Here is a 19,357-nt window from a genome sequence, read left to right as displayed (position 1 = left end):
TTTCCAAACCAGAAATGGACTGCGGAAGCACCAACTAGCTAAGAATCCCACGGCTTTAGCCGTGTGGAGTGTCAAAATTCGAATTTAAGCCTGTTAAGAAATCTCTTGGAAACCTGAGAAGCGTGCTTCTCTTCAGGCAGCACCCATCCGTAATAAATGGGCTCGGTATTTGGTGATTCCAGCTCTAAGGGGATAATATGCGGTCCATCGTTTTTAAACGAATAATCAAGTCCAATGGTAAGCGCTAACCCTTCTGTGACCGCATTTTGGATAGCCTGCGTATTGTTGCTGATAAAAAGAATGTCAACGTCCCCATATATAGAGATAAACTGTGTCATGAATTCACGAATGTGCTCATCATCATACAAAACTAACGTTTGCCCCACTAATTTTTCTGGCGTTATCGTTTTCTCCAGCAAAAGAGGCGACTGTTTATTTACCCCGACGACTATTTTCCCTTCCAGCAATCGTTCAAAGGATAGAGTATGATGTTTTTCTATTAGATTTTCGGATAAAGCGATTAACCCGATATCAATTTTGTCGTGCTTCATTAGATCTAATATTTCCTTAGGCCCCTTTTCGAATATTTCGATTTTGACATTGGGAAAATCCCGCTTGAAATTCGATACGACGCCCACCAGCAAATGCATGGGCCCGGGTATCGTGGCTATTCTTAATTGTCCGCTTAAGGTATTGCTATATGATTGGGCTTCTTCTCTGAGCTCATTTATTTTCAATAATACTTCACTGGCTTTGCTGATGATAGCCTTGCCCTCCGGCGTCGGGACAGCTCCCAAGCCGCGCGAGCGGTTGAATAAACTTAACGCTAACTCCGATTCGAGCAAGGATACCGATTGGCTAATCGCCGAGAGGGTGACATGGGAATTTTGCGCAGCCTTCGTTAGAGAACCGGTTTTTGCCACTTCAACGATGTATTCCAATTGTTCAAGATTCATGTGTTCACACCTCCTCTTAAGTATTTCTTAACTATAATTTAATATATATAAATTTTAGTTAATAGAAAGCGATGCTACAATAAGAACATAAAAGAATATTTGCTGTCAGTGATTATACTCACTATAGAACAAAAAACTGAGAAATGTAAGATAAGGGAGGAACAAGAGATGACATCAATTAAAAGAGTTGCCGTCATTACGGGTGGAGCCAGCGGGATCGGAAGACATACGGCTTTAAAATTTGCGAGTAAAGGCGATCGAGTCGTTGTCGCAGATTTTAACGAAGAAACAGGAAATGAAACCGTCGAATTGATTAAGGCGGAGGGCGGGGAAGCGATCTTCGTCAAAACGGATGTATCCAAACTTGAAGATGTAGAAGCGTTAGTGGAAAAAGCGGTAGAGACATTTGGAAGAATTGACATCATGTTTAATAATGCCGGGATAGGACGTGTGACGCCCGTGCTGGATCAAAATTTGAATGATTATCATAGCGTAGTTAATGTGAACCAACATGGAGTGGCCTACGGAATTATTGCAGCAGGCCGAAAAATGAGAGAATTGGGCATTAAAGGCGTCATTATTAATACAGCATCTGTGTTTGGATTCTTAGCGTCACCTGGAACTTTTGCCTACCATGCAACAAAAGGGGCCGTTATTATGATGACCAAATCAGCAGCGCTCGAGTTAGTTGCCTATGGAATTCGTGTTGTGGCAGTTGCGCCAGGAGCAGTAGATACGCCAATTATTCAAGGATACAAAGATAATGGTTTAGTAGATTCGATGAAAGCAAAGGTCATGGGCAATAAATTGACCCAACCTGAACAAGTAGCAGATACCGTGTATTTGATTTCATTAGAAGAAGCAAGCGCTATCAATGGCAGTGTTGTGATGGCTGATGAAGGATATGCTTCTTTCAAGTAATTATTGATCGGAATGAATATGATAGAAAACTCAGGCTGGAATCCGGCTTGAGTTTTTTTATATTTGCGCAAAAACTGGGAAATATATATTTAGTGAAACCTTTTATAAACTCCATACGTCGATAGGCCTGAGAAAGTAAAACAAACACACTAAGGAGAGCGCACAGAATGAAAAAACATAACTTCGTTCTTATGTTGACAATCATATTAAGCTTGGTGCTTAGCGCCTGTTCCAGTAACAAGGAAACACCGATTGAAGCAACGCTGCCTACGAAAGAAATGGCCGACCAGATGATTGCACAAGTGGAGCAACCCGCGTTAATAGAACTGCAAGCGGATATGGTGAAGGAGTTATACCATCTAGACCTTGCGTTGCTTGAAGAATATACCATTAGAATCCCGATGATGAACGTGAAGACCAACGAAATCGCTATCTTGAAAGTCAAAGATGCGAAAGATATCCCTGCTATCGAAACCGCTATTAAACAACGCGCGTCAGAAGTGCAAAAGCAATTCGAAACGTACCTGCCTGACCAATACGAGAATGCCAAAAACTATAAGCTTGTCACGAAAGGCAACTACGTGCTATTCGTTATTTCCGAAAATGCCGACGAACTTGTAAAAACATACGATAGCTTCTTTGATCAAAAATAACCGTCTATGCTATTCAGCAGCCTACTTTTTCTATTCTTGTTCTTGCCGGCCGTCCTTGCTCTTTATTACTGTTCGCCATGGCGAATCAAAAATCTCATCTTATTCTTAACCAGCCTCATCTTTTATGCATGGGGCGAACCCGTTTACATTGTAATTATGTTGCTGTCCACCATTACGGATTACAGCTTCGGCCTACTACTTAGTAGGCCAAAGTTGAACACTATTCAACGCAAGTGGATTGTCGTGTTTTCTGTTGTCGTTAACCTAGGGTTATTATCGTATTTCAAATACGCGGATTTTCTTATTCTGAATGTGAATGAACTGCTTGGAACGCACATCCCTTTAACGGAACTACCGCTCCCTATCGGAATATCGTTCTATACGTTTCAATCCATGTCCTACATTATAGACGTGTATAGAGGAACCGCAAAAGCACAGAGAAATTGGATTGACTTCGGTACCTTCGTCGCCTTGTTTCCGCAATTAGTAGCAGGTCCAATTGTTCAATACAACACCCTCGCAGAGCAATTGCGTAAGCGTTCGGTGAATATCGAGAAATTTGCGGAAGGGGTCAGGCGGTTCATTATTGGGCTTGCGAAAAAGGTGCTTCTTGCCAACAATATTGGACTGCTCTGGCACACCATATCGAGCTCCAATCTGGATTCGATGCCTGCTTTAACCGCTTGGCTTGGCATCATCGCCTTTGCTTTTCAAATCTACTTCGACTTTAGCGGCTATTCCGATATGGCCATCGGTCTCGGTCTTATGTTCGGATTCCGATTTAACGAGAACTTCAACCAGCCTTATATCGCGCAGAGCATTACCGACTTCTGGCGAAGATGGCATATTTCTCTTAGCAGTTGGTTTCGCGATTACGTCTACATCCCGCTTGGCGGTAATCGCCGGGGACTAGGCATTCAATTGCGCAATATTCTCATCGTGTGGTTGCTTACAGGAATTTGGCATGGAGCAAGCTGGAATTTCTTGTTGTGGGGGTTGTACTTCGGCGTTATTCTCATTATTGAAAAATGGTGGGGATTAAAGCTGCTGAATCGCCTACCGCGCTGGGTAAGGCACCTTTATGCGCTCTTGCTTATTCTCATTGGATGGGTGTTGTTCGCCTTTGACCAACTTCCCATGGTGCTCCGATATTTGCAAGCAATGGTGGGATTCAATCACCAACCACTGTGGGATAACAGTACTCTATATTTCACTTACACGAACGCGATTCTGATCCTCGTGTTGATTATTGCCTCTTTGCCAATGAAGCAGTCACGGAGCAAAAACACTAGGTCGCTTCTGCCTCTCGTTTGGCATGGCGTGCTATTCTTCCTATCCGTCGCCTACTTGGTAGACGCGACATTTAACCCATTCTTATATTTCCGGTTCTAACCATTAAGGAGGTTGTAGATTATGAAGCAGAGGGCAGATCGATTATTGGTAGTAGGATTTGTCGTAGCGCTGTTTCTCATGTCTCTAACCTTTCTCTTACTGCCTGCTCAACGTTTCTCCGATCTAGAAAACCGATATTTACAGAGCGCCCCGCATCTGTCATGGGACAACCTTTTGTCCAAAAAGTATGCCCAAGAGGCCGAGAGCTTCGTGACAGATCAGTTTCCTTTTCGTGCCAAGTGGGTATGGGTGAAATCCGCTGTTGAGCAATTACGGCTGCAACAAGAGAATAACGGGATTTATAAGGGGAGAGATGGCTATTTGTTCGAAAAGTTCGTAGCGCCAGATTATTCAAAAATTCAGCAATATACAAAGGCTGTAAAGCAATTTGCCAGCAACCACCCAGAAGCGAACACCACCTTCATGCTTGCACCTACATCGGTTGGCATTTACCCTGAACGTCTGCCATGGCTAGCTCCAATTTACTCTCAAGCCAAGGTCAATCAATATATTGCTGAATACGTGCAGGATAGCGTATCGTTTATTGACGGCTTTGATTTCTTAAGCCAGCATGCTTCAGAACCGATTTACTATCGGACCGATCATCATTGGACGACGAACGGCGCCTACTTGGCTTACGTAGCCTATGCTGAGAAAATGGGCTGGCAGCCTATGTCCAAGAAGGAATTCCATATTCAAACCGTGAGCGATTCGTTCCTAGGAAGCTACCATACCCGGAGTCAATTCAATGGCATAACCCCAGATTCCATTCAAGTTTACACCCCCATTAAACCCGTATCGACCGAGATGTATATCGCAGATACAGGTGAAACGTTTATGAGCATGTACGATGCCAGCTTTTTAGAGAAGAAGGATCAATACTCCTATTTCTTAGGCGGGGTCCATGCCCTTATGAAGCTCACAAGCAAGCTTGATCCGCAAGCCGTCAAACAAGAGAAGTTGTTAGTCATAAAGGACTCCTACGCTCATAGCGTAATTCCTTTCCTAACACTAAACGTACCAGAAATTCAAGTTATCGACATCCGTTATTATAACGGTAGCATCAGCGACTATATGTCCGAGAATGGAATTAAGAACGTGCTGTTACTCTTTAATACAGCCACTTTTATCGACAATGCCGCACTCTTGAAATTAAATAAATAGAGATAAGAATATCCGTTATGGCCATCCCGTACAAAATTTATAAAACAAATGCGGAGGACAGCATTGTTTTTTACGTTGCTCCATCGGATATTGAGTATCTGCTTCGCAAGCTTCCTGCTGCAGCTGCGGACTGGGAAGCAAGGAAATCAAATGACTATTTCAGCAGGACTTTATCGCTTTGCGGCATTGATGAATCTGATTGCGACTTTGAGGTGCTTGCCTATTTAATGAATGCGCTCCATTTTATTGGGGCGGCCGATACCCCTTCCGGGGAACAAGGAAAAAAGAAGGCCTTGGATATTCTCGTCCATTCCATTGCCGGTTACATGGCGGGAGGAGCAAAGCAATGAGAGATCGCAATTATTCGGTACACTCAGGGACGTGAGATGCTTTTTCCGCACTGGAATTGCCAGCGAAGGTCAGCGTCAAATTATGGAATTTCTGATGGAATCGTTCGATCTGCCATCACTGGGCACAGAATATGAAATACCTGTATTTTATATCCAGGGTGAACGAGACTGGCAAACACCCTATCCATTAGCAAAACAATTTTTTCCGAAAATAGCAGCGCCGCTCAAGCTATTTTATTCGATTCCAGATGCGGGACACATTCCGATGATAGATTCAGAAGGAGAGATTCAACGAGACGTTATTTGATATTTTGGAGCAGATAAATAATTAGGTTAACTTCAAACCATATTCGTAGTCTGCTCTGTATCGTATGGAAAAGGAAGCGCCCTAGATAATTCTGTCTCTAGGGTGCTTCATTGGTTCACATTACAATATGTGTTACCTATGGACCTTGATTTATTTCGATGTTGAAGACGGCAGCCAGCGGGTTAATGCCCAGAACAGGAGCGCGAAGGCACTGACCGCGGCACCCAACAGGCACACTCCGCTCCAGCCGGCAAATGCGTACATGTTGGTCGATGCGATCGAGCCGGCGGCACTGCCGATGGAATAGAAGATCATGTAACCTGCGGTAAGGCGGCTCTGTGCCTCAGGCCGTACCGCATAGATCATACTCTGGTTAGTCACATGCACAGCTTGCACTGCTAGGTCAAGGATAATGACACCAATAATCAAAGCGGATAGCGATTGTTCGGTATAACCGATGAGCAGCCATGATGCCAGCAGCAGCGTCAGGGCAACGCCGGTGGTCCGCTGTCCTAATCCTCGATCGGCGAGGCGGCCTGCCCGGGCCGCCGCCAATGCTCCGGCAACGCCTGCGAGACCAAACGCTCCGATCTCGGTATGCGATAGCGATAGCGGCGGCGAGCTGAGAGGCAGCACCAGCGAAGTCCACAATATGCTGAATGCGGTAAAAATCAGCAGAGCGAGCACGGCGCGGATGCGCAGGATTCGCTCTTGCGCAAATAGCATAAGAACTGAGCGCAGCAGTTGTGGATAGGACAGAGACGTTCGATCAGGTTCATGATGCGGAAGCACACGGAACAACGCGCTGGCCATTATAAGAGTCAACACCGCAGAGACGAGATAGACCGAACGCCAACCCGCGAGATCGGTCAATATGCCGGCAACGGTTCGCGCCAGCAGGATGCCGATTACCACTCCGCTTGTCACCACCCCGACTATCCGCCCCCGCTCGGCCGGAGCCGCTAAAGATGCCGCGAACGCTACAAGCGTCTGCGTCACTACTGCAAGCAGTCCGACCGCAGCCATGCCTATGAGCAGCATCGTGCTGTTGGCGGCGGTGCCAACCACAATAAGAGCCAACACAGACAGCAGCATTTGACCGGCGATGAGCCGCCGCCGATTCAGAAGATCGCCGAGCGGCACCAGCAGCAGCAGTCCCAGCGCATAACATATCTGCGTGATGGTAATGACAATGCCAACGGATGAATGGCCGATACCGAACTCACTTGCTAAAGTGTCGAGCAGCGGTTGCGCGAAGTAGATGTTGGCGACAGCCAGCCCGCAGGCGGTTGCAAACAACAGTGCCACATAACGCGGCATTGAAGAGACGGTTGCCTTTTCTTCAAGCTTCCCCATTTTTACACACTCCCCCCTATCAATTCGTTATTTATATACCGATAAGTATAATATACTGAACGGTACATAATGTTTGTAGGTAAATTTAACTTGAAAAACCGGTCATGTCAAGAAGTTATTTGCAAGTCAGTATAGGGAAATACCGTTTTCTATAAGAGGATTAATAAACGAAAAGGAATACCCATAAGTTGACAACTCATCCTTTAAAGAATAAAATCATAACATACTGAACGATATGAAAAGAGGGGTTGTCATGGTTCGGCCAAGGGAATTTGATGAGGAAAAGGCATTAGACGCAGCTATGCAAATTTTTTGGAAGAAGGGGTTCGATGCGACTTCACTAACCGATCTGACGACCGCAATGGGCATTCAGCGGCCAAGCATTTATTCAGCCTTCGGAGACAAAAAAGAATTATTCGAAGCCGCGCTGCGAAAATATACGCGCTTCCACGCTTCTTATGTTCGAGCTAAACTTCAAACCAGTCCATCTGTAAAAGAATCATTCCGCGCTTTTTTTGAAGGTATGGTGTCAGAGCAATATGAAGTAGGTTGCAACCGGGGATGCTTTTGCCTCAATACGATGGTGGAGCTTGCACCCCATGATGAGAAATTTGAAATCCTTACAAGGGAACATCAGATGTATCTTGCGGCCATATTTCAAGAGACGATTGAAAGAGGTATCCGATCAGGTGAGCTTGAAGAGGGGAAGAATGCAAAAACGTTAGCGCAGACACTAGTCGTGTCATTAATCGGACTTACCGTGATGATGAAATCCCGTCCAGAACGATCATTTGTCGATAATTCTGTGGCGGTCATACTTACATTGCTTGAGTAGTCATCACCATTAAGTATACTGAGGGGTACGATGGTTTATAAGTGTGTCCGAGAAGTTAAACCTTAAAGGTGGGGATTTTATGCTGTCAAGAAAAGAAGAACAGAGCCTAAGCAAGTTTATGAGTAAAATACTTCGTCACACCCCTCACGAATTCGGCTTATCCTTAGATCATCACGGATATTGCAGGATTGAAGATTTGCTCCATGCGATCCGAAGTGAACAGAGATGGATCAGCGTGGAACAAGAGGATATTAAATTAGTCGTGAACCATTGCGATAAACAACGTTACGAGATTATGGGCGAACATATTCGCGCTAAATACGGTCATAGCTCTGAGCGTTTGAACTATAAAGCTTTGCAGCCTCCCGAAGTTTTATATCATGGGACGAATAGTAAAGCAGCGGACCGTATATTTACCGAAGGGATCAAACCTATGGGCAGAAAGTATGTTCATTTATCAGAAAAGCTGGACTTCGCTATCATTGCCGGTAAAAGAAGAGGCGAGTTAGTGATCATTCAGGTTGATACGAGCAAGGCGTTGTTGGATGGAGTCGAATTTTATTTTGCTGAAAATGGGGTGTGGTTAGCTGATTATGTAGCGCCCCAATATTTGGCGTTATATGAGTAGTTTTTCACTTCACTCCATTCTCCCTATCATTCAGAATGGGAGGGTGAGCGGAAACGCCGACAGATTTCAGCCTTTGATGTTCAAGAAAAATGAAGAATTAGACTGAGATAGCGGCGAGACTGACACCCCGAGGAGTAGATGTATCGTTTGGCATTATTGAAAGTAACCCAGATAGGAAGCAGGTGTAGTACAATGATAGATTTGGATAAATTAGCCGAGATATTTGCTAGTGGTTCCTGTGATATAGAAGGTACCTACCGTTTAGTCATCCAGCCGAAAAGTATATTGCGTGACTTTAGGACCGTAAAGCATGGATTTCTTTTTATCATTCGTGGAGAAGCTAAAATGTGTGTGAACGGAACTGCCTACGAATTACTTCCAGGATCAGTATTTCATGCGGCTCCAGGCATGCAAATGGACTCCCAAGTTATAGGACAATCAGAGTTCGAGTACTATTCACTTTTTTATCGATTGGACAAGTTAGGTGATGAAAATAGAGGTCATGAATGCGACTCTCATTTCAAGCTTGAACCGGGAGCAAATCCGAGAGTGATAGAATTACTGATCATGCTCCATCAGAATGCCCATACACTTGGAGGGATTGGGAAACTTCGCGTCAAGGAATTATTCTTAAGCATCGTGCATCAAGTTCTGGTGGGTTGCAGGTATCGGGAGAGTGGCAGTTTTCCAAGTAAAAGGGTGATAGAGGAGGCCATTGCATACATTAACGGGCATTATATGAATCCGTTGACACTCGACGAGTTAGCTGAGTTGCATGCAATGAGTCCCAAACGCTTCTCATACTTCTTTCACAAATATACGGGGTTCCGTCCCATCGACTATGTCATTAATTATCGTATGGAAAGAGCGAGTGAATTACTTAAAGCAGGCCATTTTCCCATCCGCGATATTGCTGTCAGTGTCGGTTATGCCAATCAGCTATATTTCAGTAGAGTATTTAAAAAGAAATTCGGTGTGTCTCCCTCCGCATACACACATAAAATAGATAATCATAAATAACCACACAGCAAGCCTGGATTAGATAATCATACATATAGCATTCGCGATTTGTGTATTTTCATTTTTTTTAGTCCTTGCTACACTTATATTGATAATGAGAATCATTACTAATATTTCTGGGGTCGCATTATGATCACTGGGGCGTTTGATGCCGTGGAGAGGCGTGAGTCTTTGATGACCAATCGGTCTGTTTCGTCTTTTTGAACATGCACGGATCGGAGTATCTCCTAGGCGCAAAATTATTATTATATATAGAAAGGTTGATAGAATTGACTACAAATAGACAATTATGTATTGGATTATCCTTATCCGCAACTTGGATGAAAGGAGTCGGCTGGCGGCACCCAGACAGCAATGTGGAAAAAATGGAGTCAATTGACTATTACATTGATTTGGCAAAAATGGCGGAGAAGGCAAAGCTCGATTTTCTTTTCAAGGCGGATTATCTTTATGTTAGCCCGCAGATGCTGGGCGATTCCGCTAATTTTGGCAGCCCAGACCCTACAATGATGTTTGCGGCGATTGCTCGTGAAACCGAGCGGATTGGACTGGTTACAACTGTTTCCACTACTTTTAATCCACCGTATGTTGTTGCAAGGCAGCTTCAGTCGTTGCATTGGCTCAGCAACGGACGTGCTGGCTGGAATATCGTAACTTCAATAGAAGGCGCAGAAAATTTCGGTGATTCACCTATGCCTTCACCGCAAGAAAGATATGCGAAAGCAATGGAATTTACGGATGTCGTACGCAAGCTATGGGATAGCTTCCCGAATGAAGCAATTGTGATTGACCGTGAGTCAGGTATCTTTTCTGATACGGATAAGGTTTCCTCCATTAATCATTCAGGTGAGTTTTTCAGTGTCCGGGGACCGCTTACTTTGCCTGCCCATAAATCGGGATCCATCCCGTTATTTCAAGCAGGCGCTTCAGATATAGGACGAAATTTCGCCTCTTCAGTAGCGGATGCTATTTTTGCAGCGATGCCGGACCTTGAGTCGGGAGTGGAATTACGAAATGATCTGAGAAGAAGGGCCAAGGAACATGGACGCAATCCGGACGCAATCAGAGTTTTGCCTGGATTATATTTTTTCTTGGCTGAAACTCGCGAGGAAGCGCATGAATTACATAAGGCTGCACACGCACATTTGAGTGTGGAGCGCAGACATGCATCGCTCCAATCAGTGCTGGGCCTTGATATAAGCAGCTTTGCTTTGGATCATCGCGTAACTGCCGATATGCTCCCCGATCCGAATCAGCCAGTCCGCAGTCGGACACATGCTGAGCTGTTGCGCCGATATATTACAAACTATCAGCCTACAGTAGAAGAGGTATTGGCAAGGCCGGAGGTCGTCGGATCTGCTCACTGGGTTTCTGTTGGAACGGTTGAGGACGTGTCGAACGATATTATTGAGCGATTTGAGGCTGGAGCGATTGACGGATTTATAGCTCTTCCAGGCGGCTCAGAACAATCGATGGAAATATTTTTTGAAAAACTGATGCCGCAGCTGGTTGAAAGAGGCTTGTTCAGAAGCGAATATGCAGGCTCGACTTTGAGTGCACATTTGGGTATTTAACATCTGATACTTATTAAAACATAGGACAGCCCTTCTAAGCTGAAAGCTTGGAGGGGCTGCCCAGTTTGTTTAAATAGGAAGCCGATGTTATCACCATAAAATTGTTGATTCGATGATGCCGCAATTAGATATTATACATATAGTATTCGTGATTTGTGTATTTGCATTTGTTTCAGTCCTTGCCACCCTATATAATGCCAAGTTAATCGATTATGGGGTAGGTCAGAGGCTCTGGTATGTTGTACTACCGTCGTCAGCCGACGCTCCATACGAGATTGAGGCAATTAACGGCGAAGGGGCGAAAGTTGCCAGCAGATCGTTTGATGATTCGCGCGATCTTGCCAGTGTTCTCATGTCTAAGTAGTAGGGCGGCATTAAACGAGTTCAATAAAACAGCGGTAGTCTAGGACTTTATTTTCCCATCCAAGGCTGCCGCTGTTTCTATTATTGTGGTTAGTCTAATACTTGTTTTACGAAGTCTGACGGTTTTGTAATTCGAAAAGCCGTGTAGGATCAACATAGCTAGTCTAATGTAGTGTAGTGCTTAGAAAATTTAATTTAGCCCATCACTGTAAATTGGAGGCTTCTTTATTTCCAATTTACAGTGTAATGGGCTATTTATGTTTTATTTAAGGCAGAAGACATCATCATCAGCTAACTCATCTGCCTGGCGTTCGTAATCCTCTAAATTAGCCGGGATCTTTAATCTTACTTTATCGCCATCAAGGATTACTCCCATTTTGCGGATTACTCATATTAATATAAGCTATAGAATGAATTACGTCATTATTACTGGTTACTAATTCTTCTCCTTTGGGTATGCTTATTTAGTAAAAAGTATAGTAAAGACTAAATATTTCGTTCCTCATACTCAAAGGGTTCTTCACAAGAGTAAATCTCATGGAAAAATCCCATATACGGGATATCGTCTTCCATGCACTTGATGAGATACGACAGCTCCTCATCACACTCAGGCTCTTCACCATTATCACGCATATCCTTGAATCGCTCTACAATATTTTCCATGAGGGTTACTTTGATAAATAGAGACAACTTATCCAACATCGAATCTTCGATCTTGGTCTCGGATCTGTATCCCTCGAGGACTATTTTAAAATAATCATCCATAAACTTTTTACGTTTGCCGGCATCTGGTTCAAATTGTATCCAGCCCACTGCGCCTCTCCAGAGATCTGCCAGGTCATACATATACCAACCGAAACATGAATTATCGAAATCATATACCGTTATTTGCCCGGTATCAAAATCTATCGAATAATTCCCATCGTTGTAATCAAAATGGATCATACCGAAAGTCTCCTGGTTCCTGTCCAATCCTTCTAAGGTATTCAGGAGCTCTACCAGCTTCTCCTTAAGCAGAGATAAGGAGTCGGGTAACAGTTTATCGATATATTCGGTATTGAATTTGTCAAAAAAATGATGCCGGCGATGGACAGGCATATACCCTTTCGATATTTGGTGCAGTTTCCCCAGGACTTTACCGCAATTATAATAATATTCGGTAATTGGAGCTCCTTCCCGGTACCGATAATTATTTTCTACAAGCATTTTTCCCTTAGCCTTTTCAAACAGGCAGACAAAAAAGGTGTGGTTATTGTGGGTGATCTCCTCCAGCAGATTCCCCTTCCTGGAGCTGAATACATCCGAGACACTTCCTCCATGCTCGAATAAATACCTGATATACTCAACTTCTCCCAGAAAATCTTCCCGGCTCCTGTCAGGTAAGAAAGCGATTCTGAGTATTTTGGCGTCTTCGCCCTCTTTCTCACAGGTATAAACGACATTCCGCCCTCCCTCATGTGCCGGAATCAGCTGGATTTCATAGCCTTCTAATTCGAACAACTCCGATACTGCTTTAAGTTAATAGGTATCGCCGATTGAAACAACTTCGTTATAATTCATATTTACCCCTTTTCGTACAAACCTTTATTTTTTGTTACTCTACAATAAGAACATACCTCAATAGCGTCACGTTCAATGAACTTTTTTGATCATTTTAAGTGTAATTCACTCTGATTGGCGCAAACCACTCCATTTGACAATACATTCCATTGTATGCATCCGTATCGATTTTTTCGAAAAATAATTCGCTGTCCAGAAGCTCATATCTCCCTTTGTGTTCCTGTGCAAGCCTATCGATGGCAGTATATAGCACCTCTGCGCGCAGTTCGTCAATCTCCTCGTAATGATGGTTCCCAATATATCGAAAACCGGCGCACAAGGAAGTAGGGAAGGTGTCGCCTGTAAAGCCGTCAGGAATATCGTTTAGATCCATTACACGCATAGACGGTAGATAGTACGTCCAACTAAGCGATGGATCAGGTGCCCTCGTTAGACCGTAATAGATATTGGGTTCTACTGGATTAGGCACTTCATGCCGATTGTTCCACCAAAACTGCTTAGCAACTTCGGGTGCTTTTGTCAGCGCTTCAGCGATCTCAATTTGATGCATTCGCCCGATTAAATGAAAGGATGGAATCATGACCATATGCGGCCATGTAGGTTTGCTCATGTTCATAACCGCATTCGATTGCAATGTCGAGGACCCGTTTCTCGGTTAGCATCAAATTCTCCAAGCTGGCGGCCAGCTTTCGAGAGCGGATATAGCTTTGTAGCGGCACGCCGAAAGCGAACTTGAAGAGTCGACGTAAATGAACAATGGAGATCGGGAGATCGGCCAGATATTCTGTCTCCCTAGTACCAGAAACATTTTCTTCTATTCGTGATACGAGCTCAGATAGAAGCTTGTATGGTTCCATAACCCATGTCACACTCCTAGAATATTTTTGTTCCTTATAATAAGCATAATAGCAAGCTCTGTGGGTTACGCAATTAACACATGATGGAGATTTACGGTCAAATTGCGCTTAGGTTTCGCGTTCAATAGCTATGAAAGCATCCTCCACGCCTACTAGTATCCCGCCTAAGTTTATTGAAACATATCGTGTTTCCTCGTCCCCGAACGTTCGTCTTCTGTACCTATTTCGACTTACGTCCTATACATAATGTCTTTTATCAAATCTTGATGGAACAAAATTGATACTAGTGAAATCATACCATGGGATGGAAAACATTGTCGTTTCTTGCATATATAAAAAAGCCCCTAAGTCACTTTAAGGGCTAGAATATCTTATAAATTATCGAACTTACAGGCCTCAGGCCCTCTTACACGCCAGTTTTTCGCAGTTACTTATGGTACGGTTCAGCTTAACGGGGCTACGGCGAAAAATAAGAGCACCCCTGTGGGTACCCAGTCCTTAATCAAAAGATATTACCTATCTTCTTCTAAACAACTTTCTGCCGATACCGTAAAGACCACCAATGTGAGCAATTGGCGGATAAATGAGCTGGAATACCGTTGTATCGCAATAGAGCTATGTCGTCTTATGCAATGTGTGAGGGCGATCCATGAGGGGGATGAAACTACATGGATCTGCCCTTTTTGTTATATTCGCTTGACAATTCGCACGAGAAGTAATAATTTATTAATTAATAAATAAATAATTCATCCAAGTAAGGTGTTGAACCGACATGTCATCAAAAAAAGCTTCTCCATCTCGCAAGGATCAAATTATCGATGCCGCTGTCTCATCCTTTGCCGAGCATGGTTTTTACAAAACCACAACCGCCAATGTAGCCAAAGCGGCTGGCGTAACGCAGCCCTATGTGTTTCACTTTTTCAAATCCAAGGAAGAATTGTTCATTGCTGTTCTCGAACGCGCCAAGGGGAAAATTGAAGAAGCCTTCTCCAGCGTGGATGCACCCCCTGAACAGTTAGTGGAGACGATGGGACGCGCCTTCGGCAAGCTCATCGAGACGCATCGCGATGAGATGCTAGTGACGATGCAGGCATTTACGACTTCGGAGTCAGCGGTGCGCGATACGGTGCGCGATCATTTCACTTCGATTCATCAGACCATCATTCGACGCTTCGAACAAGCCGGAATTCCGAATGCCCAGTTCGCTGCCAGCATGTTCATCGGCTCCGGTCTGATTATTACGATGTCAGAAGTGCTTGAAGCGCCTAATTTATCACCGTGGCCCAAAAAATAAAATGTATGGAAGCCCTGCTACGCTGCGCCTCTACGAGGTCGCACTTTTTTCGGAATCAAATTTATTGATTAATAAATAAATTATAGGTATGAGGTGTATGTATTGATGAACAAAATGTCTGTAAAATCAGCCTATCTTCACCTGTTGAAGTCGCCGACAGTCATGATCGGCATGATAACTGCGCTTATTTTTCAAGTGCTGTTCAGCCTGATCTGGCTGACGGGATATGATCATCTAACTGACAATGTGAATCGGTTTGTCATTGCGGTTGTGAATGAGGATCAAGCGATCGGCAAGCAAGCCGTGCAAGGAATGATGGAGAAGCTGCCTTTTCAAATCAAGGAGGAAGCTAGTCTGGAACAGGCAATGACACAACTTGACGAGCGCAAGCTGCAAATGGTTGTTCATATTCCAGAGAACTTCTCTAAACAGCTGATGGATCCGACTCAAAAGGCAGTCGTTACCTACTCCGTGAACGAATCCAACCCAAGCATGATGAAAAGTGTGATGCAATCGGTCGCTAGTCAACTTACTACCTCGCTCAATGAACAAGCGGTTCGTACTGGCATGATCAATGTACTAGAGAAGGTACAAATTCCACAGCTGCAAGCTAACAGCCTATCAGAGTCGATGGCTGCGCGTGTCGTGGCCGATATGGACAACATTCATCCCATCTCTAATTTTTCATGGACGATGGTACCTATGATGCTGCTGCTTGCTTCTTTTGTCGGCTGCATGCTGTTCGCCATGGAAATGAATAAGGCCGCCAAAACCATAAAGCAGACATGCGGCCGCTGGACATTGCTTACGGCTCGCTCATTGCTCAATATTACAGCCTCACTTGTGATAACAACTGTGGGCACGGGAATGGTTACGCTGATGGGCGTTCATTCCGAGCAAGGCTTCGCCGTCATGTGGCTGTTCCAGCTTGCCTATGTCATCACGTTCTTATTTGTCGCTCAGCTGTCATTTTATATCTTTAGCGATGCAGGCGCATGGGTCAATATTGCTCTGCTGTCGATTCAATTAATCACATCTGGAGCCATGCTACCGCGCGAGCTGCTGCCAACCTTCTACCGGACGATTAGTGATTACTCTCCTGCCACCTATGCGGTCAATGGGATTATGAATCTGGTGAACGGCGGTCCGGCCATATCAAATTCAATCAATTCGCTCTTGTTCATCTTGGCGACGGTCATACTGATGACAGCTGCTATTGTGGGAGGCGTGCAACTGCTGCAGCGCAAGTCGAAAGAACCGGCTCAAATGGTTTCTTAAAAAAAGACTTGTCGTGATGCGTAAGACACAACCTGATATCGCGCAATAAAATCACAACGAAGCGCCGTCCGTCGCATATCCGAACAGATGGCATATTGAAAAGCACTTTTCTAATGAAGTTAAAGATAGAAGGAATAGTATATACCAAAAGAACATGGAAAATGACTTTAATGCAATAGAAGGAGAATTTGACAAGATACTTTATGAAATACCATATCTACGCTATAGTCTTCGCCCTTGGTTCGCAAAAAGACACAGGCAGCGAAGCAGAATCAGCTCACATCCTATAAGGCCAAGTCCTTCAAACCCGACGAGTAGTTTCTCAAGCTGCTTAACTCTCTGTACTTTTACGCCTGCAGCACACAACCTCACCACACCAGCCATTATCTATTCATTCATAAACAGCAGCAACAGGCCACCTGAGCCACAATCTTACCCTCAGGTGGCCTCACCCCAATCCCGTCCTCGCGGAAGCCACTTTCCTTGCCCCGCAAGCGGGTAATTCGAAAAATTTCGCCTCATTTATGATACGGTTCAGCGCGATTGATCTTCAACAATCCTGCCCTTTAGTTCAATAAAAAGGACGCTCCCACACCTTCGCTTGGGCTACGTCCTCCTCATTATATTTACTAATTAAAGAACGTACGCGGGTAGCATGCAATGCTTAAAAAGGAGCCCTATATTAATCTAAGCACTAAGAAAATACTTTATTTTATTTCTACATTTGATAAGACTTGCTGCTGGATGATTTCCAGGTAAGGGGCCTGCGAACTGCAAATGTGCAGTTGCACTTTTCAGGTTGTTGAGAAACCCCGCATGAAACAAAAAAGGGTGGAGGGTGTCCGCTGGAGAGACCTGGCGATCGCCTTTGAATCCGAGTCATCCCCGCACCGTCTCATCCCTAATGACTTGGATTCAACAGCGACGGAAGCGGATACCCCCACCATACCTGTTTATTCTTACATTAATGGGTTTCTAAACAAGCTGACTTTTGCAGTTCAGCGTGACGAAAGACGCAAAAGGGGAAGTATCAAATGTATAATTGCAGTTGGAGCCACTCCCACTCATTCAAAAAGATACAGCCCGTAGGGGCGAGGTTAGAGCAAGCTCCAGATGGCAACCAATTTGTCAAAGCTCAAAATTCCGGGAATTAGGGTTCATAAAGAAATGTTCCTGCTTCAGCAAAAAAGCCAACGGAAACGCCAACCGTTGGCTGCGGATTTTTGATCATGATTACGTGCTGACCGTCAGCCCTTCGCTAGGCTCAATTGCCATGTCACCCCGAATTTATCTGCAACCCAGCCAAACTTCTCACTAAATGGATAAGCGCCCAAAGGCATCAATACAGAGCCATCTTGAGACAGCTTCCCAAATACCCTGTCAATCTCTTCTTCCGTATCGCATGTTACATACAATGAGATTGCCGGAGTAAATGTGAAGTCATGCTTGACGCTGCTATCGATGCACATGAACACTTGTCCATGCAATGAAAATGCGGCATGCAGCACGCTCCCCTCGGCACCGGGTTCGTTCGCTCCATAACGCTGAATGCTGATGATCTCCGATTGGTCGAATAAAGAAACGTAAAAATTCATTGCCTCCTCAGCCTGTCCATCGAACATCAAAAACGTAGTGATTTTTTGATCTATAGTACCCATTTCACACCAGCTCCTTTTATTAGAATGCAGACGGGGTTAACGACGAAACATATGTTCTTGTTCGAATTATCTGTGAGCGGAAACGGATTGTCAACGGTTATTATTTTCTCTTTATACATAAAAATATTCCATTTGATGTGCAAAAGGAGCAAACAATCATACAAAATGAATGAGCACTCGTGGCAATGAATCATAGATGTAACCCGATTGTTTTGCGATAGGGGCTCCATTTATGAATAATGCGGCGAAAAAGGGCGCCTGAATTGGGGGAAAGGCCTATTATATTATATGTCGGCGCTTCTATTGTTTTATTACCGGGGCTTAAATATACTTTTGTTAGTGATACATAAGGTTACCGTTCCGGAGGAGGAGACACAGCATGGGACGTTTCGAAGATGAACCGGGATACAAATACGCATTCAGCTCCGTTCTTTATCGCAGAGAGCAGGTCGCAGTGAAATGCGCAAGGTGCGGCGGACTGGCCTATATCTTTAAGGGAGAGCATGCGAACGAGGTGAAGTGCACCACATGCTTTTACCACGAGAAGGAGCCTGAATCCTACCGATATTCGGCCAGCGGAGTGTGCGAAGCCTGCGAGAGATGGTTTAACGAGGACATGACGGACAAGAAGCAGCTTACGCAAAAGGTCATCCATATCCGTTGTCCCCATTGCTCTGCCATGAATCAGGTTCCGTTGCGCAGAACCTTGAAATATGCGGGTTGTTACAGCGATATCCGGCACGAACGCGACCCCGTATTTAACTTGGAGCTTTACTATCTCGATTACTTCCGGGGAAAACCGGTGTGGGCCGTGAACCGGGCTCATCTGAATTATCTTATCGCCTACATATCGGCGGATCTGCGCGAGAAGCCGGGAAACGGCATGAAGCGAACGGCTTCGCATACGCTGCCTAGATATATGAAGGAAGCCAAAAACAGAGAAGCGATGGTCAAGACGCTGTGCAGGCTGCAGCTTAAGGATGAATGACTGCCGGACCTTCGGCTTATTTCAAGATGAGGTCGTGTTAACCAAGTACGCGCTCGCTTTTGGAAGCGGCGGCGGTGATGTAAGTGACCGCTACATAAACATTACGAGATTATTTAAGGACAAGTTAGGCATCAGCGTGAAGCTGGATGTGGACCAGAACGAAAAAATCGTTACAATTTCCATGGAGAGATGAAAGGAAGGAC

General features: G+C 44.5%; 20 protein-coding genes. 14 read left to right on the top strand and 6 right to left on the bottom strand.

Annotation, left to right across the window (positions count from 1 at the left end):
• Positions 1-71: 71 nt before the first annotated feature.
• Positions 72-956, bottom strand: coding sequence for a LysR family transcriptional regulator (locus LQV63_RS25890; protein ID WP_233698834.1), 885 nt, complete (start codon positions 954-956; stop codon positions 72-74).
• Between the two features lie 168 nt (positions 957-1,124).
• Between LQV63_RS25890 and LQV63_RS25885 the strand changes: the two genes are divergently transcribed.
• The 6 genes from LQV63_RS25885 to LQV63_RS25860 all read left to right on the top strand — a co-directional run bounded on the left by LQV63_RS25885 (position 1,125) and on the right by LQV63_RS25860 (position 5,743).
• The gene (locus LQV63_RS25885) at positions 1,125-1,877 is read left to right on the top strand and encodes an SDR family NAD(P)-dependent oxidoreductase (RefSeq protein ID WP_233698833.1); all 753 of its coding nucleotides are present in this window, start codon (positions 1,125-1,127) and stop codon (positions 1,875-1,877) included.
• Positions 1,878-2,044: 167 nt separating this feature from the next.
• Complete coding sequence (locus LQV63_RS25880) at positions 2,045-2,530, top strand: DUF4358 domain-containing protein (protein ID WP_233698832.1); 486 nt, start codon at positions 2,045-2,047, stop codon at positions 2,528-2,530.
• Between the two features lie 6 nt (positions 2,531-2,536).
• Positions 2,537-3,922: an MBOAT family O-acyltransferase gene (locus LQV63_RS25875; protein WP_233698831.1), complete on the top strand. Its 1,386-nt coding sequence runs from the start codon at positions 2,537-2,539 to the stop codon at positions 3,920-3,922.
• Between the two features lie 21 nt (positions 3,923-3,943).
• Positions 3,944-5,086, top strand: coding sequence for a DHHW family protein (locus LQV63_RS25870; protein WP_233698830.1), 1,143 nt, complete (start codon positions 3,944-3,946; stop codon positions 5,084-5,086).
• Between the two features lie 17 nt (positions 5,087-5,103).
• Entirely contained in the window at positions 5,104-5,436 is a 333-nt protein-coding gene (locus LQV63_RS25865) for a hypothetical protein (RefSeq protein ID WP_233698829.1), read from the top strand.
• An 82-nt stretch (positions 5,437-5,518) separates the two neighbouring features.
• Positions 5,519-5,743 (top strand): alpha/beta hydrolase family protein, encoded by a 225-nt coding sequence (locus tag LQV63_RS25860; protein ID WP_233698828.1) that lies wholly within the window; start codon positions 5,519-5,521, stop codon positions 5,741-5,743.
• A 150-nt stretch (positions 5,744-5,893) separates the two neighbouring features.
• Here LQV63_RS25860 and LQV63_RS25855 read toward each other — a convergent pair whose 3' ends face one another.
• Positions 5,894-7,099 (bottom strand): MFS transporter, encoded by a 1,206-nt coding sequence (locus LQV63_RS25855; protein WP_233698827.1) that lies wholly within the window; start codon positions 7,097-7,099, stop codon positions 5,894-5,896.
• A 253-nt stretch (positions 7,100-7,352) separates the two neighbouring features.
• Here LQV63_RS25855 and LQV63_RS25850 point away from each other — a divergent pair, with 253 nt between their 5' ends.
• The 4 genes from LQV63_RS25850 (at position 7,353) to LQV63_RS25835 (ending at position 11,156) form a co-directional block, all read left to right on the top strand.
• Entirely contained in the window at positions 7,353-7,934 is a 582-nt protein-coding gene (locus tag LQV63_RS25850; protein WP_233698826.1) for a TetR/AcrR family transcriptional regulator, read from the top strand.
• A gap of 79 nt (positions 7,935-8,013) precedes the next feature.
• Positions 8,014-8,562, top strand: coding sequence for an RNA 2'-phosphotransferase (locus LQV63_RS25845; RefSeq protein ID WP_019419911.1), 549 nt, complete (start codon positions 8,014-8,016; stop codon positions 8,560-8,562).
• Between the two features lie 192 nt (positions 8,563-8,754).
• Positions 8,755-9,582, top strand: coding sequence for an AraC family transcriptional regulator (locus tag LQV63_RS25840; RefSeq protein ID WP_233698825.1), 828 nt, complete (start codon positions 8,755-8,757; stop codon positions 9,580-9,582).
• A gap of 269 nt (positions 9,583-9,851) precedes the next feature.
• Positions 9,852-11,156 carry an NtaA/DmoA family FMN-dependent monooxygenase gene (locus LQV63_RS25835; protein ID WP_233698824.1) on the top strand — a complete coding sequence of 435 codons (1,305 nt, stop codon included), beginning with the start codon at positions 9,852-9,854 and terminating at the stop codon, positions 11,154-11,156.
• 849 nt (positions 11,157-12,005) lie between these two features.
• Here LQV63_RS25835 and LQV63_RS25830 read toward each other — a convergent pair.
• The 3 genes from LQV63_RS25830 to LQV63_RS25820 form a co-directional block, all read right to left on the bottom strand.
• Positions 12,006-13,019 (bottom strand): phosphotransferase enzyme family protein, encoded by a 1,014-nt coding sequence (locus tag LQV63_RS25830; protein WP_233698823.1) that lies wholly within the window; start codon positions 13,017-13,019, stop codon positions 12,006-12,008.
• A gap of 154 nt (positions 13,020-13,173) precedes the next feature.
• On the bottom strand, positions 13,174-13,689 hold the full coding sequence (locus tag LQV63_RS25825) for a GyrI-like domain-containing protein (RefSeq protein ID WP_233698822.1): 516 nt from the start codon (positions 13,687-13,689) through the stop codon (positions 13,174-13,176).
• Positions 13,616-13,936 (bottom strand): helix-turn-helix domain-containing protein, encoded by a 321-nt coding sequence (locus tag LQV63_RS25820; protein WP_233698821.1) that lies wholly within the window; start codon positions 13,934-13,936, stop codon positions 13,616-13,618. Before LQV63_RS25820 ends, LQV63_RS25825 begins: the two co-directional genes overlap by 74 nt.
• Positions 13,937-14,708: 772 nt before the next feature.
• Between LQV63_RS25820 and LQV63_RS25815 the strand changes: the two genes are divergently transcribed.
• Both LQV63_RS25815 and LQV63_RS25810 read left to right on the top strand, forming a co-directional pair.
• Complete coding sequence (locus tag LQV63_RS25815; RefSeq protein WP_019418936.1) at positions 14,709-15,230, top strand: TetR/AcrR family transcriptional regulator; 522 nt, start codon at positions 14,709-14,711, stop codon at positions 15,228-15,230.
• A 105-nt stretch (positions 15,231-15,335) separates the two neighbouring features.
• The gene (locus LQV63_RS25810; RefSeq protein WP_233698820.1) at positions 15,336-16,508 is read left to right on the top strand and encodes a YhgE/Pip domain-containing protein; all 1,173 of its coding nucleotides are present in this window, start codon (positions 15,336-15,338) and stop codon (positions 16,506-16,508) included.
• 1,247 nt (positions 16,509-17,755) lie between these two features.
• Here the strand turns inward: LQV63_RS25810 and LQV63_RS25805 are convergent.
• Positions 17,756-18,166 carry a VOC family protein gene (locus LQV63_RS25805; RefSeq protein WP_019418919.1) on the bottom strand — a complete coding sequence of 137 codons (411 nt, stop codon included), beginning with the start codon at positions 18,164-18,166 and terminating at the stop codon, positions 17,756-17,758.
• A gap of 379 nt (positions 18,167-18,545) precedes the next feature.
• Here LQV63_RS25805 and LQV63_RS25800 point away from each other — a divergent pair, with 379 nt between their 5' ends.
• The gene (locus tag LQV63_RS25800) at positions 18,546-19,154 is read left to right on the top strand and encodes a hypothetical protein (protein WP_233698819.1); all 609 of its coding nucleotides are present in this window, start codon (positions 18,546-18,548) and stop codon (positions 19,152-19,154) included.
• Positions 19,147-19,347: a hypothetical protein gene (locus LQV63_RS25795; RefSeq protein WP_233698818.1), complete on the top strand. Its 201-nt coding sequence runs from the start codon at positions 19,147-19,149 to the stop codon at positions 19,345-19,347. The genes LQV63_RS25800 and LQV63_RS25795 overlap by 8 nt, the downstream gene beginning before the upstream one ends.
• Positions 19,348-19,357: the final 10 nt, after the last annotated feature.

The organism is Paenibacillus profundus, assembly GCF_021369635.1.
GTDB classification, from domain to species: Bacteria; Bacillota; Bacilli; order Paenibacillales; family Paenibacillaceae; genus Paenibacillus_B; species Paenibacillus_B profundus.
This window is presented reverse-complemented; position numbering and strand designations above follow the sequence as displayed.

What these genes read in the sequence shown, in the direction of transcription:
- LQV63_RS25890 (WP_233698834.1), bottom strand. Translation starts at nt 956, where the DNA reads ATGAATCTTGAACAATTGGAATACATCGTTGAAGTGGCAAAAACCGGT.
- LQV63_RS25885 (WP_233698833.1), top strand. Translation starts at nt 1,125, where the DNA reads ATGACATCAATTAAAAGAGTTGCCGTCATTACGGGTGGAGCCAGCGGG.
- LQV63_RS25880 (WP_233698832.1), top strand. Translation starts at nt 2,045, where the DNA reads ATGAAAAAACATAACTTCGTTCTTATGTTGACAATCATATTAAGCTTG.
- LQV63_RS25875 (WP_233698831.1), top strand. Translation starts at nt 2,537, where the DNA reads ATGCTATTCAGCAGCCTACTTTTTCTATTCTTGTTCTTGCCGGCCGTC.
- LQV63_RS25870 (WP_233698830.1), top strand. Translation starts at nt 3,944, where the DNA reads ATGAAGCAGAGGGCAGATCGATTATTGGTAGTAGGATTTGTCGTAGCG.
- LQV63_RS25865 (WP_233698829.1), top strand. Translation starts at nt 5,104, where the DNA reads ATGGCCATCCCGTACAAAATTTATAAAACAAATGCGGAGGACAGCATT.
- LQV63_RS25860 (WP_233698828.1), top strand. Translation starts at nt 5,519, where the DNA reads ATGGAATTTCTGATGGAATCGTTCGATCTGCCATCACTGGGCACAGAA.
- LQV63_RS25855 (WP_233698827.1), bottom strand. Translation starts at nt 7,099, where the DNA reads ATGGGGAAGCTTGAAGAAAAGGCAACCGTCTCTTCAATGCCGCGTTAT.
- LQV63_RS25850 (WP_233698826.1), top strand. Translation starts at nt 7,353, where the DNA reads ATGGTTCGGCCAAGGGAATTTGATGAGGAAAAGGCATTAGACGCAGCT.
- LQV63_RS25845 (WP_019419911.1), top strand. Translation starts at nt 8,014, where the DNA reads ATGCTGTCAAGAAAAGAAGAACAGAGCCTAAGCAAGTTTATGAGTAAA.
- LQV63_RS25840 (WP_233698825.1), top strand. Translation starts at nt 8,755, where the DNA reads ATGATAGATTTGGATAAATTAGCCGAGATATTTGCTAGTGGTTCCTGT.
- LQV63_RS25825 (WP_233698822.1), bottom strand. Translation starts at nt 13,689, where the DNA reads ATGAGCAAACCTACATGGCCGCATATGGTCATGATTCCATCCTTTCAT.
- LQV63_RS25820 (WP_233698821.1), bottom strand. Translation starts at nt 13,936, where the DNA reads ATGGAACCATACAAGCTTCTATCTGAGCTCGTATCACGAATAGAAGAA.
- LQV63_RS25815 (WP_019418936.1), top strand. Translation starts at nt 14,709, where the DNA reads ATGTCATCAAAAAAAGCTTCTCCATCTCGCAAGGATCAAATTATCGAT.
- LQV63_RS25810 (WP_233698820.1), top strand. Translation starts at nt 15,336, where the DNA reads ATGAACAAAATGTCTGTAAAATCAGCCTATCTTCACCTGTTGAAGTCG.
- LQV63_RS25805 (WP_019418919.1), bottom strand. Translation starts at nt 18,166, where the DNA reads ATGGGTACTATAGATCAAAAAATCACTACGTTTTTGATGTTCGATGGA.
- LQV63_RS25800 (WP_233698819.1), top strand. Translation starts at nt 18,546, where the DNA reads ATGGGACGTTTCGAAGATGAACCGGGATACAAATACGCATTCAGCTCC.
- LQV63_RS25795 (WP_233698818.1), top strand. Translation starts at nt 19,147, where the DNA reads ATGAATGACTGCCGGACCTTCGGCTTATTTCAAGATGAGGTCGTGTTA.